The sequence below is a fragment of the Mycobacterium sp. MMS18-G62 genome, assembly GCF_053877835.1.
Map to the genome: position 1 here is coordinate 2,137,822 of NZ_CM132662.1, position 13,212 is coordinate 2,151,033.

The window sequence follows — 13,212 nt, forward strand, 5'->3', positions numbered from 1 at the left end:
AGAGCAAGCAGCAGCGCGTAGGCCGGCGCTACGACCGACCGCGTCTGTATCCGGCCGATCAGACCGGTCTGTCCGGGGGCAGATCCTGCGGCCGTTGCGCAGGCAGCTTTTCGGTTTTCGCCTCGGCGCCCGGCACGGGCTCACCCGCTTCGTCGCGGGCGAAGAAGCGATGGTCTGCCTCGTCCAGACCCGGATCGATCAGCGCGGACTCGGCCCTCAGGCTGAACGACCCCAGCAGCGCGCCGCCGACCAGCGCCACCAGCCCGAGCCCGGTGAAGGTGATCGGCAGGATGCGGCCCCACAGCGCAACGCGGTCGCGCTCGTCGCGTGCGCTGGCGACCTGCGACTCGACGGTCTGTTCCGTGGAGGTGACGGTGTAGTCGACGAACGTCACCTCGGGCTTGAGCGGCTCGCGCGCGTAGTAGTGGTAGCCGTGTTCCTTGGCCCGCACGATCGTCCCTGACACCGGGTCCACCCAGAAGGTGCGCTGTGCGGCGTAATAGCGAGTCATCGTGATCGGTTCGTCCGGATTTCCGGGCAGACCCCACAGTGACGCCCGCGCGGTGACTTGCGCGTCGGCGTCGTCGTCGTACAACGATGAGTACTTGATCGGCTCGACCAGTTTGTTGTCGGCGTCGTAGCCCACGTTCTGGGTGAACCGGTAGGTGGTCAGGCCGTTGACGTCTTCTTCACCGTCGTAGTTGGCGTCGTAGGGCTTCTGCGCGATCGGGTCGAAGTACGGATACGTCTTCTTCTCGGTGTCGAACGGGAAGCGGTAAGCCAGCCCGTCGTGTGGCAGCGCGATGTTGGTCGGCGGATCCTGGTTCTCGATCGCGCGTGGTTTCTGCACCGCGCCGCCGGGGTTGTTCTCGCTGGAGACCGACATGGCGGTCTTGCGGTTGAGCGTGACGGTGTCGACCATCGCCAGCAGCAGGCCGTTGTCCTGCTGCTTATCCGAGCGGCGCAGCGTGCTGCCGACCTGCAGGGTGACCACGTCGGCGTTGGCAGGAGATTCCACGCTCAGCTGCTGCTGCAAGGCCAGCGGCACGTTCTTGTTGACGACGAACTTGTCACTGTTCAGCGACGCGGGGTCGAAAGCGCTCCCGGTTCCGTCGCTGACCAACGAAGCGTCGAGGGTGAGCGGGATCTTCGCGATCTTGCTCTTGGTATAGGTGGACAGCAACAGCGCGGCGATCAACAGGGCAGCACCGAGCCCCATGATTCCGCATGCCGCGATACGCAGCGCCACTGCGCGGTTCAAACCGTGCCTCCTTCAGCTGTGGACCAGCCGCAAACCCGTTCGACCCTAACAGCACAATTTAAGGTCGTTGTTTTATCCGAGCGCTTGAGCCGACGGCCGCTTGACTACCCGTTTTCGGGTTCAGTCGACACACCCGGCAGACTGATCGCCGTGACGGAAAGCTCGACTGTGGGCGGGACGCGGTCGTTTCTGCCCGCCGTCGAGGGGATGCGCGCCTGCGCGGCCGTCGGCGTCGTCCTCACGCACGTGGCTTTTCAGACCGGCCGCACGGGCGGCATCACCGGCCGGTTGTTCGGCCGCTTCGACCTTGCCGTCGCGGTGTTCTTCGCGCTGTCGGGCTTCTTGTTGTGGCGTGGCCATGCCGCCGCCGCCCGCGGATTGCGGACTGTCCCGCCGACCGGGCATTACCTGCGATCGCGCATCGTGCGGATCATGCCCGGCTACCTGGTTGCGGTCGTGGTGATTCTGACGTTGTTGCCCGACGCCCACGCCGACTTGACGGTTTGGCTGGCGAATCTGTCGCTGACCCAGATCTATGTGCCGTTGACGCTGACCGCGGGTCTGACGCAGATGTGGAGCCTGTCGGTCGAGGTCAGCTTCTACCTCGCCTTGCCGTTTCTTGCGCTGCTGGCGCGGCGACTGCCGGTGCGCGCCCGGATTCCGGCGATCGCCGCCGCCGCTGTCGCCAGCTTCGCCTGGGCGTTGATCCCGTTCGACGCGCCCGTAGGCGTGAACCCGCTGAACTGGCCGCCGGCCTTTTTCTCGTGGTTCGCAGGCGGCATGCTGCTCGCCGAGCTGACGGTGACCCCGATCGGCTGGCCGCACCGGCTCGCGCGCCGGCGCGTCGTGATGGCCGTCATCGCGGTCGCCGCATTCCTGGTTGCGGCCTCGCCGCTGGCCGGTCCGGAAGGTCTGACGCCGGGCACCATCAGCCAGTTCATGGTGAAGACGGCGATGGGCGCGGTGGTCGCGGCGGCGCTGTTGGCTCCGCTTGTTCTGGACGCCCCGGACTGCCCGCACCGCTGGTTGGGCAACACCACGATGGTGACGCTGGGCCGATGGTCTTACGGCTTGTTCGTCTGGCACCTTGCGGCGCTGGCGATGGTGTTCCCGGTCATCGGCGAGTTCGCGTTCAACGGGCACATGCCGGTGGTGCTGGTGCTGACGGTGGTGTTCGGGTTCGCGATCGCGGCGGTCAGCTATGCGCTGGTGGAGTCGCCGTGTCGAACCGCTTTGCGGCGCTGGGAGTTTCGCAACGAGAGCCCTGTGCCGCCGCTGGACAGCTCCGTCAGGAACGTGCCCGAGCCCGTCGCGCGATAACCTCGTCGCGCACCGAGGACCGCCGCGCTTTACCCGCATCGTCGCGCAACGGCGTGTCGCTGAACTCGACGCTGCGCGGCACTTTGTACGACGCGATCCGGTCGGCGAGGAACGCGATGACGGCCTCTTCGTCAAGGCCGTCGGCATGAACGATCGCGTGCGGCACCTGTCCCAGGTCGCCTGTGTCGTCGTCGGGTACACCAACCACCAAGCACGACAACACGTTTGGATGCGCGGATAGGGCCGATTCGATTTCGGCCGGATAGACGTTGCGGCCGCCGACGGTGAACATGTCGACCCGCCGGTCGTTGAGATACAGGAAGCCGTCCTGGTCGAAGTAGCCAAGGTCGCCCAGTGAATCCCAGCCGTCGCGGCTCTTGGCGGTGCTGCCGATGTAGCGGTACGTCGGCGCGCTGCCGGGTGACGGCCGCATGTAGATCTCGCCGACGACGCCGGGCGGGCACTCGTTGCCGTCGTCGTCGAGCACCTTCATCTCACCGGCGACGACGACGCCTACCGAACCTGGATGCTCCAACCACTGTGAGCCGTTGATGAACGTCAGCGCCTGTAACTCGGTGCCGCCGTAGAGTTCCCAGACCACCTCGGGTCCCAGCAGGTCGATCCAGGCCTGCTTGATGGCCGGTGCGCACGGCGAGGCGAGATGCCAGAACCTGCGGATCGACGATAGGTCGTATGCGTCCGGGTTGCCGCGATAGACCGGAAGCAGCCGCTGCATGATCGTCGGCACCGTCGCCAGGAACGTGACCCGGTGCTCGGTCACCAACCGCAGAAACTCGTGAGGTTCGAATCGAGGCATCAGCACCAGGTGGTGTCCCTGCACCAGGCCGATGGCGAAGGTGGTGAAGCCGGTGTTGTGGCTCAGCGGCACCGAGAGCAGGTTGACGTCACCCTCCTGTGCGCCCAGCGGATATCCGGCGGCAGCGGGCAGTCGGCTGTCGCCCCCTGCCTCGATGAGCTTGGGTCGTCCGGTGCTACCGCCCGACGCCATCGACTTCCATATCGGCGAGACCGCCTCTGGCAGTGGGGCGTCGGACAGCGTCGGCTCCGGCGTGAAATCGCGCAGCACAGAAGGTGATACGCCGTTCGGATCCTCACGTCCGACGAGTAGGGCCGGTTGCCGCAACTCCAGCAGCGCCGCGATTTCGGCGTCCGGCAGGCGGGCCGACAGCGGTTGCGGAGTCGCGCCGAGCTTCCAGGTGGCGAGCACGGCCTGCGCCCATTCGATCGAGTTGGGCAGCACCACCGTCACGTAGTCACCTTGCCGGACACCGAGTTCGGCGTACGCACGCGCGAGCCGGTTGGTCGTCGCATCGAGTTCACCGCGGGTGATGGTGCGGCCTTCACAGGTGACCGCCGGCTCGTCGGGTGCCAGTTCGGCCAGGCGGGCGAACTGCGTGCCGATGGGCGCGATCGGTGCGGTCATCGGTGAGGCCGCGTTGCTTCGAGGTGTAGCACTCCACCGATGTTAGGAGATTTCGACTCGCCATTGGCGAATCCGGCTCCTCGCTATGGTGGCCAGATGAGTACAGCCGCGCAGCTGATGGTCGAGTGCCTGAAAAACGAGGGCGTTTCCGTTGTCTTTGGACTGCCGGGTGAGGAGAACATCCGCTTCGTCCAGGCGCTGGCGGCATCGGACATCCGCTACGTGCTGACCCGGCACGAGCAGGGGGCGGCGTTCATGGCGGAGATGTACGGCCGCGTCACCGGAAGAGCCGCGGTGGTGTCCGCGACGCTCGGCCCCGGAGCGATCAACATGCAGTTAGGCGTCGCGGACGCCACCACCAACAGCACGCCTATGGTCGCGATCTCCGCTCAGGTCGGTCAGGATCGCGAGTACAAGGAGTCGCACCAATACGTCGACCTGGTCACCATGTTCACTCCGATCACCCGCTGGGCCGACGGCGTCCCGACGGCTCGCGCGATTCCCGAGATGTTCCGCAAGGCGTTCAAGGTCGCCGAGACCGAACGCCCGGCCGCGGTGTACTTGGCGGTTCCCGAACACATCGACGCCGACGACACCGACTACGACCTGAAGCCGTTGCCACGCAACGTGGTGCGCGCCGAAGCGCCGGCACCAGGCCAAGTGCAGCGCGCGGCCGAGGTCTTGCGAGGTGCCCGGCGCCCGGTGGTGCTGGCCGGTCACGGGGCGGCACGCGCCGAGGCGACGGCCGCCCTGGTGCGGTTCGCCGACAGGCTCGGAGTTCCGGTCGCCAACACGTTTCACGGCAAGGGCGTCATGCCGGACGACGACCCCAACAGCATCGGGACGGTCGGCTTCATGCGCCGTGACTATGTCAACTTCGGGTTCGACAGCGCGGACGTGATCATTGCGGTGGGCTACGAACTGCAGGAGTTCGACCCCGTCCGGATCAACCCGAACTCCGACAAGAAGATCATCCACATCCATCGGTTCCCGGCCGAGGTCGACATGCACTACTCCGTCGACGTGGGCATCATCGGCGATATCAGTTCGTCGTTGGACGCATTGAGCGACGCGCTTGGCGGACACCGCTTCGACAACGATGCCGCCGGCCCCGGTCGCGACCTTCTCGCCGCGGAATTCGCCAGGGGACAGCAGGATTCACGCTACCCGCTGGCACCGCAGCGGCTTGTTGCCGACATCCGCGCGGCGCTTGGCCGCAGCGACGTGGTGCTGGTCGACACCGGCGCCTCGAAGATGTGGATGGCGCGGCTCTATCCGACCTATGAGCGCAATACCTGCCTGATCTCTAATGGCTTGTCCACGATGGCTTTTTCATTGCCGGGAGCGCTCGGCGTGAAGCTGGCACGGCCGGAGGCGAAGGTGCTGGCCGTGATGGGCGACGGTGCGTTCTTGATGAACTCCCAGGAGATCGAGACCGCGGTGCGCGAGCGGATCCCATTGGTGGTGCTGATCTGGGAGGACGCCGGCTACGGGCTCATCGAATGGAAGATGGATCTCGAACTGGGCGAACATTACTATGTCAAGTTCGGCAATCCCGATGTGGTGAAGTACGCGGAAAGCTTTGGCGCCAAGGGATATCGGATCACCGAGGCTGATCAGCTGTTGCCGACGCTGAAGGAGGCGCTTGCTGACGACGGAGTTTCCCTGATCGCCTGTCCGGTCGACTACTCCGAAAACCTTCGCCTGACGGATACGCTGGGTCACCTGGATGAAACTCTGTAACCGCCGACGCCATCACCATCGCCACCGAGGCGAGCGCCAGTAGCTGTACGCCCCAGGCGTGCCCGACGTAGCCGTCGACCGAGCGCCACGGATTCTGGCTGAGCACGGCGCCGGCGAGGATCAGGCCGCCTGCGGACACACCGATTGTGACTGCATCGCAGAGCTTTTCGCGACGGCGCAGCAGGTATCGCAGGCCGAGCGCGGCTCCGACGACACTGACGCCCGCCACCCCCGCGATGACCGTTCCGGCCGCCAGTGCCGCGACGCCGGCCACGGCTGGGGCCGGCCGCCATGGCCGTGCCGGCTCGTCGGGTGGCCGTTGTCTGCGAACGGGTAGGAATGCCAGCAGCACAAGCAGAGGCAGAAGGGCCAGTCCGCCGATCAGTCCGGCGCGATAGAGCGTGTTGGACGAGAACGTCAACGTGATCGGTCCTGAGGTGCCCGCCGGTATCACCCAGCCTTGCTGCCAGCCGTTCACTGTCAGCGGGTTCAGCAGCGACCCGTCACCGGTTCGCGCGGTCCAGCCCGGATTGATGCTCTCGGGGACGACGAGCACCCGCGAGGCGTCGGACGGCGGGACCGTCAACTCGCGGCGGTCGGCCCGCCACTCGCCGGTCTGTGCAGGAACGGTTGTGGCCGTGCGTAATTCGCTAGCCATGGGGCCGGCCAGTTGAACACCGTCGACGAAGAAGGCCGAGCCGGGGCTGACCAGTAATTCTTGCTGGCCGGCGGGCAGCGTGATCGGGTCGGCCCGGCACGGCTGCGCGGCCACGGGCTGGCCGTCAAGCAGCGCGCCGACCGTCGTCGCTATCGAGGTCTGGACGAACTGCCCGGCGACGCCGATGATCGGGCCACGGCCGCAAGGCAGATCTATGTGCCGTTCGCGGTTGCGCGCGCCATCGGCCGCGGCGATCGGTGTGCCGCGCGCGTCGAGCGCCGTGACTTCGGCAAGGCCCGGCGGCTTGAGCTGATCGAAGCCCAGCGCGGTGCGGTCGATGACGTCCTTCCAGTCCAAGATCGACACCTTGATGGTGTCGGTGACGCGCGGCTTGAGGTTCAGTGTCTGGGCGTCGCCGTCGGCGGCGAGTCGGCGCACCTGCGGCCCGTCGCCGAGGTCGACGGCCACCAGCTTCGGATGTGCAGGCAGCTCCGAGGAACTCGGCGTTATCCGCACGCCGGCGACCTCGCTGCGCGTGGGCAGTTTCAACGTCAGCGTCGGCGGCGTCCTGAACTGCACGACATTCTGCGGTGCTGTCCACGCGGTGCCTGGATCGCCGTCCGCCGCGGCGTACGCCGAGCCCAGCACGTCGATCGGGTCGGCGTCGCCGGTGGCTCGGGCGGTGCCCGGTGCGGCGATCAAGTCGGCCAGGTTCGGTCCTTGTCGCGCGCGCACCCACACCGTCGGCGTCACGGCGATCTGTGATGGGACCGTCAATGTGCGGCTTAGATTCACCGGCTCCTCTGGTGACAACGCCATCGCCGCCGCACATCGCACCCCGTTCGGGCCGTCAGCGCAGCCGGGGCGTCCGAGCAATTCGGATCCCAAATCCCATTGCGCCACAACCGAATTCGTCGGCGGCCCGGGCACGTTCACGGTGTGTCGCAGGTTCACTGGATGGGCGAAGCCGCTTGCGTCGTACTGCGTGATGGAGAAGTCGGTGATGCCGAACTGCACGCCGGGCGATCCGTCCTCGGTGCCTGCCGCGGTGATGCGCACCCATGGTGTTTCGCCGTAGGGCAACGCAACTGTCAACGGCTTGCCGGCTTCGTCGAACCGCACCGTGCTGGTGCCGTTCACCGTCGACACCTCGAGGCGGCGGACCTGCGCACCGACCGCGGTGGCGCTAGGAGTGATCGTCATGGTCGCGTTGGTCACCGGATGGTCGAAATCGACCTGCAGCCATTGACCGATGGCCGCCTGCAACGCATTCGACACCCAGCTGGTCGACGAGTCGGCATCGATGGCCGCCGGCGGGCCGAGCGCCGGTGCAACGTTGGGCAGCGCGGTCGAATCCGCCGCCGAACTCGACACGGAGAGCCGCCCGCCGTTCCATTGCCCGTAGACCGGGGTGGTGTCGCGAGCCGGATAGTCGAGCACCCGGTTGAAAGTGTGCCGCAGGTCGTCGGGGGAACGGATCGCCGACGAGTGATCGTCCACACGGCCGTAATCGGTCTCGCGGGCCAGCGGGGTGTCGGTCACCGTGACGAGTGGGACGGGCAGACCCGCGCGTTGCGCGTCACCGGTCAGCAGCATCGGTCCCAGCGGCGGCTGCCCCAGAAGCCGGCGGCGCTCGTCGAGCCGCAGCAGCGCCTCGGGCCCACCGTCCACGCGGGCCATCGCATCGGTGTCGGCCAGATAGGGCCGCATGCCCGTCGCGCCGCCCACACGGTAGATCTCGATGGCCGGATAGAGCGGCCGCAGCCCGCTATCGGTGATGAATCCGGCCAAAGTGCCCGGGCCGACGGGTTCGCCGAATTGTGCGACCTTCGTCAGGCCGGGTGACCCGTCGATGGCCCTGTGCACCAGTAGTGGCCGCGCCGAGCGCGAGGTCTGCGGATCGAGGTCGTTGCGCACCACCACATACGAAATGCCTTGCCGTGCAAGGGTATCGGCCAATCCAGCCGAGGGGCGTCCTGCCGCGAACAGTCGCTGCACCGAATCCAGCGCGCGGATGGTCTCCGGCGGTGTCAGCGGAATCGAATCCCGCACGCCCCACGGGCTGCCACCGAGGACCTGCAGTGGCTCGTCGTGGCTGGTGCCCCATGTCTGGGTTGCGAACGGCGCGCCCGGCGCCACGAGCACGCGCCCGCCGTCGTTGTGATCGTCGAGCCAGTCGGCCGTGTCGTGCCAGTACTGCGGGATCGCGTCGAACGCTCCTGGCGGAGTGAGCCGGCCGGTCCACGCCAGCGACGTGGAAGCGGCCAGTGCGACGAACACGACGACACCAACGGCGATGCGCTTATCGCGTTCCGGATGGGCAAACGCGTCCATCCACTCGCGCCGAGGTACGCTGCCGGGCAACGGAATTCGCCCCAGCAGATGCGCCAACCCGAGCGCAAGCGGCAACCGCAGCAGCGGCTCGAGCTTGTGGATGTTGCGCAGCGGTGTGCCGCCCGCATCGAGGAACGCCTGAACCTGGTGGGCGACAGGCGATCCCAGCCCACCCGAGTAGCCCGCGGCGAGCAGCACGATGCCGATCAGCAGGATGGTGATGAGCCGGCCGCGGGCCGGCATTGACCGCATTGCCAGCCCGGCCAGCCCGGCCGCCGCGACCAGCGTCGTCGCCAATACCGCCACCGATCCGGTCACCAGTGAGGCACCGGCCGTGGCGTTCGGCGCGACGAACGGTGTCCAGGCGTCGGTGCCACGCAGCATCTCGGTCAGCGACATCCACTGCGTGGTCACGCCGGAGGACTCGATGAAGTCGAGGAACGGCGGGCTGATCCGTCCCAGCAGCAGCAGCGCGACCACCCACCACGACACGGCCAGCACCACACATGGCAGCCACCACGCGGTGAAGCGCCACCACAGCCGGTTCGGTCGATGACACGCCCACCAGATCACCGCGCCCAGGCAGCCGGTCAGCGTGGCCACGGCGTTGACCGCGCCCATCAACGCGATCGCCAAAGCAGACCGCGCCGCCAGCACCCGCACGGGTCCTTCGTCGCGCAGCGCCAGGATGATCGGCAACAGCACCCACGGCGCGAGCATCATGGGCAGGGTCTCCGAGGAGATCGCGCCCAGCGTGGTGAGCACACGCGGAGACAGCGCGAACGCCGCCGCGGCGACCACGCGCGACGTCGGGCTGCCGATGCCAAGCGCCTCGGCCACCCGCAGCAGACCCCAGAATCCGACGGTGAGCAGCAGCGCCCACCACAGCCGCTGGGTCACCCAGCCGGGCAGCCCGAGCACATCGCCGAGCAGGAAGAACGCGCCGTGCGGGAAGAGATAGCCGTAGGCCTGGTTCTGCGCCTGGCCGAACGGCAGCTCGCTGTTCCACAGATTGAACGCACGGGCCAGGAACCGCAGCGGGTTGGCGGTCAGGTCCAGCTTGGTGTCGGGCGAGATCTGTCCGGGCGACTGGGCGAAAGTCAGGACGAGCGCCGCCGCGGCGGCCAGCCACAACCAGCGCCGCGATAGCGGCGCCGTCACACTAAGTTCTGTCGCCGTACTCAACCCTGTTGAGCACCGACGACGCCGGATCGCCCGGTTGCAGCGGCGGCTTGCTGTCCTGCTGCACCATCAGCGTCACTCCGAAGATGGCCGCCGCACCCAGCAGCAGGCCGACGACGATGCTGGCCGCGGCGGGTACGAGAAACCGATCCATCCGGCCAACGTAGCAGACAATGTTTTGCGTGCCGCCGCCCGAACGCGTCTTCCGGCGCTCGGAAACGTGCTGCGTGTGGGTTCGTCTCAGCACCTACTGAAGCTGATCGGTATGGCCGGCCACCCACGCGTCGACTTCGCCCCATGTCCGCTCGAGCCACGGGCTCAGTTGGTCGGGCGGAGGCAGCTGGGCGGCGGGAATCAGGACGGTGCGGACAAGCAGTCGCCGGTTCATCGGCAGGCGCCACCACGCTCGCGCCCGTCCGTCGGGAGAGAAACCCGTATGGGTGAGCACGAGGACATCGGCCCCGGCAGCTCCGGTCAGCGCCGCGGCCGTGCCACCGGTGCGCGGCGGCAGCGTATGTGTTTGTCGCCACGCGCGGCGCGCTTCGCGCAGCTTGCCGGACGAGCGGAGCCGCTCGACGGCGTTGCGCCAGCGCGCCCAGGTGAAGTTCCCGCCCTCCGGGAACAGCAGCAATGCCTGCCCAGCCGTCAACGAGGCGGCCAGATCGTGAATTTGCCTGCGCGCCTTCTCACTTCGATGGTGCAGGAAGCACAGGCAGCCCAGGTCGCCGGTGAGGTCGAGAACCGGTTCGCACCGCAGGAGTGCCTTGAGCACGACCCGCAGCTGCAGCCGGTAATGGATGTTGAGCAGCCAGGCCACCAACAGGGTGTCTCCGGGCCCGCAATGCCGAGACAGCACGATCAGCGGCCCGTCGCGCGGAATCTGCTCGGGGGTTGGCGACGCGTCATCGAGCACCACCCTGATGTTGAGGGTTCGGCGCCCGACGGTATAGGCGCGTTCGAGGACGTCGCTCATGAACTCATCGCAGTCCTGATCGCCACGCAACAGCGTCCACAGCGCCCGCAGTTCCAAGATCGCATAGGCCATCACGACGCCAAGGGTCCGAACCGGCAGGGTCGACCGGGCCAGCAGCCCGGCCAGGCCCCCGACGGCCAGCAGCAGTGGCCAGACGGCCAATACGCCGATCATCATCACGCTCGTGAAAGGCACTGTGATCGCGCGGCGCAGCAGCGTCATGGCAGCGCCTCCAAATACTGCAGGGTCGCGTCGTAGGCCAGGTCCGCGCGACGGGAGATGCGGCGGGTATCGCGGTACCGGAGGTTGGACCACGTCGCGGCTGATCGCTGCGGTAAACCGCTCGGAAGCACGTGCACGGTGACGTGGCGCCGGACTCGGTCGAGATCGCTGTGGAACCGATGGCGGCGCGCAATCTCGAACGCCACGAATCCGACTTCCCACAAGAACCGGGGCGCCCGCAGCTCCTCCTCGAGGCGCCCGACGTGCAGCACCCAAATGGTGTCGGCGCCACGTTCGACCGCCCGATCCAACGGAATGCTGTTCACCAGGCCGCCGTCGTAGAAATGCTCGTCGCCGATCTGGACCGGGGGAAATACGCCGGGCAGAGCGCAGGACGCGAGGACGGGTTCGACCAGGTCCCCGGTGTTGAACCAGCACTCGCGTGCCTGCTCGATGCTGGCCGCGACGCATTCGAACGGCACCGCCAGTTCTTCGAACGTCTGCACGGGCAACTGCTCGCGCAACAGCCGCCGGAGCTGACCGTTACCGTGCAACGACGTCCTGCGGCGGACGACTTCAGCCACCCGTCGGACGATGGAGCCGTCCATCACGCCGCCTTCGGACAGCGCGTCCCAGAGGGCCAATAGCAGCCGCGCCCCCTCGGGAGTCGGGTCGGCCGCAAGCGCGGCACCGTTGATCGCGCCGATGGAGGTGCCGCACACCAGCTCGGGTTGCACCCCTGCTTCCAGCAGCGCGCGAGCCATCCCGGCTTCGGCGGCCCCGAGCAGACCGCCCCCGCCCAGCACGAACGCGTGACTCGTCATACGAGGGGAATACCCGCGAGACGGCCACCGCTCGCGCATGACAGCATGGCCGAATGGCCTTGCCTCGTCGACTGTGTGTACTGGCGGCGCTGTCCTCACTTCTCGCGGCCTGTTCGTCGCCGGCGCAGACCCCCGGCCCGTCGTCGGCGGTGCCGTCTCCGACCATGGCCGCGACGGTTGCGACTGCGCCACTCGAGGCCATGCCCGCTCCGGCCTGTGGCGATGGAGCGGCGCTGCTGGCCAGCATGTCGACACGCGACAAGCTGGCTCAGTTGCTGATGGTCGGCGTCACCGGAGCCGACGACGCACGTGCGGTCGTCAACAACCACCACGTCGGCGGCATCTTCATCGGCAGCTGGACCGACCTGTCGATGCTGTCGAACGGCACGCTGCGCGACATCGCCTCGGTGGGCCCGCTGCCGCTGGCGGTGAGCGTCGACGAGGAAGGCGGTCGCGTGTCGCGGCTGGCCGGGCTGATCGGAAACCAGCCGTCGCCGCGTGTGCTCGCGGCCACCCACACGCCCGAAGAGGTGTACAACATCGCCCTGCAGCGGGGCCAGGCGATGCGCAACCTCGGCATCACCATCGACTTCGCGCCGGTCGTCGACGTCACCAATGCACCCGACGACACGGTGATCGGCGACCGGTCGTTCGGCGCGGACCCGACGGCGGTCACCGACTACGCCGGCGCCTACGCCCGCGGTCTGCGCGACGCCGGGCTGCTGCCGGTGCTCAAGCACTTCCCCGGCCACGGCCACGGCTCGGGCGACTCGCACACCGGCAGCGTGGTCACCCCGCCCGTCGCAGATCTACAGAACAACGATCTGATCCCGTACCGCACGCTGACCACCCAAGGGCCGGTGGCCGTCATGGTCGGGCACATGCAGGTGCCAGGGCTAACCGGCAGCGATCCCGCGAGCCTCAGCCCGGCCGCGTACGCGCTGCTACGCTCTGGCGACTACGGCGGCCCCGGGTTCAACGGGCCGGTCTTCACCGACGACCTGTCGTCCATGCAGGCGATCAGTGATCGTTTCGGCGTCGCCGAGGCAGCGTTGCGCGGCTTGCAGGCCGGCGCGGACATCGCGTTGTGGGTGACGACGGACGAGGTTCCTGCGGTGCTGGACCGGCTCGAGAAGGCACTGGCGGCCGGCGAGTTGACGATGTCGGGTGTCGACGCGTCGGTGCTGAGGATGGCAGGCGTGAAGGGGCCGAATCCACGCTGCGGCCGCTGATCGGCCACCCATTGCTTAC

8 protein-coding genes and 1 pseudogene are annotated in these 13,212 nt (G+C 67.6%); 3 read left to right on the plus strand and 6 right to left on the minus strand.

Features of this window, described 5'->3' with window-relative positions; all coding sequences use genetic code 11:
* Positions 1-58: 58 nt before the first annotated feature.
* Positions 59-1,261 (minus strand): DUF3068 domain-containing protein, encoded by a 1,203-nt coding sequence (locus ACWW36_RS10675; protein ID WP_456141510.1) that lies wholly within the window; start codon positions 1,259-1,261, stop codon positions 59-61.
* A gap of 207 nt (positions 1,262-1,468) precedes the next feature.
* Here ACWW36_RS10675 and ACWW36_RS10680 point away from each other — a divergent pair, with 207 nt between their 5' ends.
* On the plus strand, positions 1,469-2,581 hold the full coding sequence (locus tag ACWW36_RS10680; protein WP_456142441.1) for an acyltransferase family protein: 1,113 nt from the start codon (positions 1,469-1,471) through the stop codon (positions 2,579-2,581).
* Here ACWW36_RS10680 and ACWW36_RS10685 read toward each other — a convergent pair.
* Positions 2,550-4,025: an AMP-binding protein gene (locus tag ACWW36_RS10685; protein ID WP_456141511.1), complete on the minus strand. Its 1,476-nt coding sequence runs from the start codon at positions 4,023-4,025 to the stop codon at positions 2,550-2,552. The genes ACWW36_RS10680 and ACWW36_RS10685 overlap by 32 nt on opposite strands.
* 96 nt (positions 4,026-4,121) lie before the next feature.
* On the opposite strand from ACWW36_RS10685, the gene ACWW36_RS10690 reads away from it, so the two are divergent.
* The gene (locus ACWW36_RS10690; protein ID WP_456141512.1) at positions 4,122-5,768 is read left to right on the plus strand and encodes an acetolactate synthase large subunit; all 1,647 of its coding nucleotides are present in this window, start codon (positions 4,122-4,124) and stop codon (positions 5,766-5,768) included.
* Here the strand turns inward: ACWW36_RS10690 and ACWW36_RS10695 are convergent.
* The 4 genes and pseudogenes from ACWW36_RS10695 to ACWW36_RS10710 form a co-directional block, all read right to left on the minus strand.
* Positions 5,767-9,921: pseudogene (locus tag ACWW36_RS10695) on the minus strand (alpha-(1->3)-arabinofuranosyltransferase domain-containing protein); the annotation flags it as partial. The gene ACWW36_RS10690 and the pseudogene ACWW36_RS10695 overlap by 2 nt on opposite strands.
* A 1-nt stretch (position 9,922) precedes the next feature.
* Positions 9,923-10,096: a DUF2613 domain-containing protein gene (locus tag ACWW36_RS10700; protein WP_325332952.1), complete on the minus strand. Its 174-nt coding sequence runs from the start codon at positions 10,094-10,096 to the stop codon at positions 9,923-9,925.
* A 93-nt stretch (positions 10,097-10,189) separates the two neighbouring features.
* Complete coding sequence (locus ACWW36_RS10705; protein ID WP_456141513.1) at positions 10,190-11,137, minus strand: 1-acyl-sn-glycerol-3-phosphate acyltransferase; 948 nt, start codon at positions 11,135-11,137, stop codon at positions 10,190-10,192.
* Positions 11,134-11,961, minus strand: coding sequence for a patatin-like phospholipase family protein (locus ACWW36_RS10710; protein WP_456141514.1), 828 nt, complete (start codon positions 11,959-11,961; stop codon positions 11,134-11,136). The genes ACWW36_RS10705 and ACWW36_RS10710 overlap by 4 nt, the downstream gene beginning before the upstream one ends.
* Before the next feature lie 53 nt (positions 11,962-12,014).
* Here ACWW36_RS10710 and ACWW36_RS10715 point away from each other — a divergent pair, with 53 nt between their 5' ends.
* Positions 12,015-13,193 (plus strand): glycoside hydrolase family 3 N-terminal domain-containing protein, encoded by a 1,179-nt coding sequence (locus ACWW36_RS10715; protein ID WP_456141515.1) that lies wholly within the window; start codon positions 12,015-12,017, stop codon positions 13,191-13,193.
* The last annotated feature ends 19 nt before the right edge of the window (positions 13,194-13,212 follow it).

What these genes read in the sequence shown, in the direction of transcription:
- ACWW36_RS10680 (WP_456142441.1), top strand. Translation starts at nt 1,469, where the DNA reads ATGCGCGCCTGCGCGGCCGTCGGCGTCGTCCTCACGCACGTGGCTTTT.
- ACWW36_RS10685 (WP_456141511.1), bottom strand. Translation starts at nt 4,025, where the DNA reads ATGACCGCACCGATCGCGCCCATCGGCACGCAGTTCGCCCGCCTGGCC.
- ACWW36_RS10710 (WP_456141514.1), bottom strand. Translation starts at nt 11,961, where the DNA reads ATGACGAGTCACGCGTTCGTGCTGGGCGGGGGCGGTCTGCTCGGGGCC.
- ACWW36_RS10705 (WP_456141513.1), bottom strand. Translation starts at nt 11,137, where the DNA reads ATGACGCTGCTGCGCCGCGCGATCACAGTGCCTTTCACGAGCGTGATG.
- ACWW36_RS10700 (WP_325332952.1), bottom strand. Translation starts at nt 10,096, where the DNA reads ATGGATCGGTTTCTCGTACCCGCCGCGGCCAGCATCGTCGTCGGCCTG.
- ACWW36_RS10715 (WP_456141515.1), top strand. Translation starts at nt 12,015, where the DNA reads ATGGCCTTGCCTCGTCGACTGTGTGTACTGGCGGCGCTGTCCTCACTT.
- ACWW36_RS10690 (WP_456141512.1), top strand. Translation starts at nt 4,122, where the DNA reads ATGAGTACAGCCGCGCAGCTGATGGTCGAGTGCCTGAAAAACGAGGGC.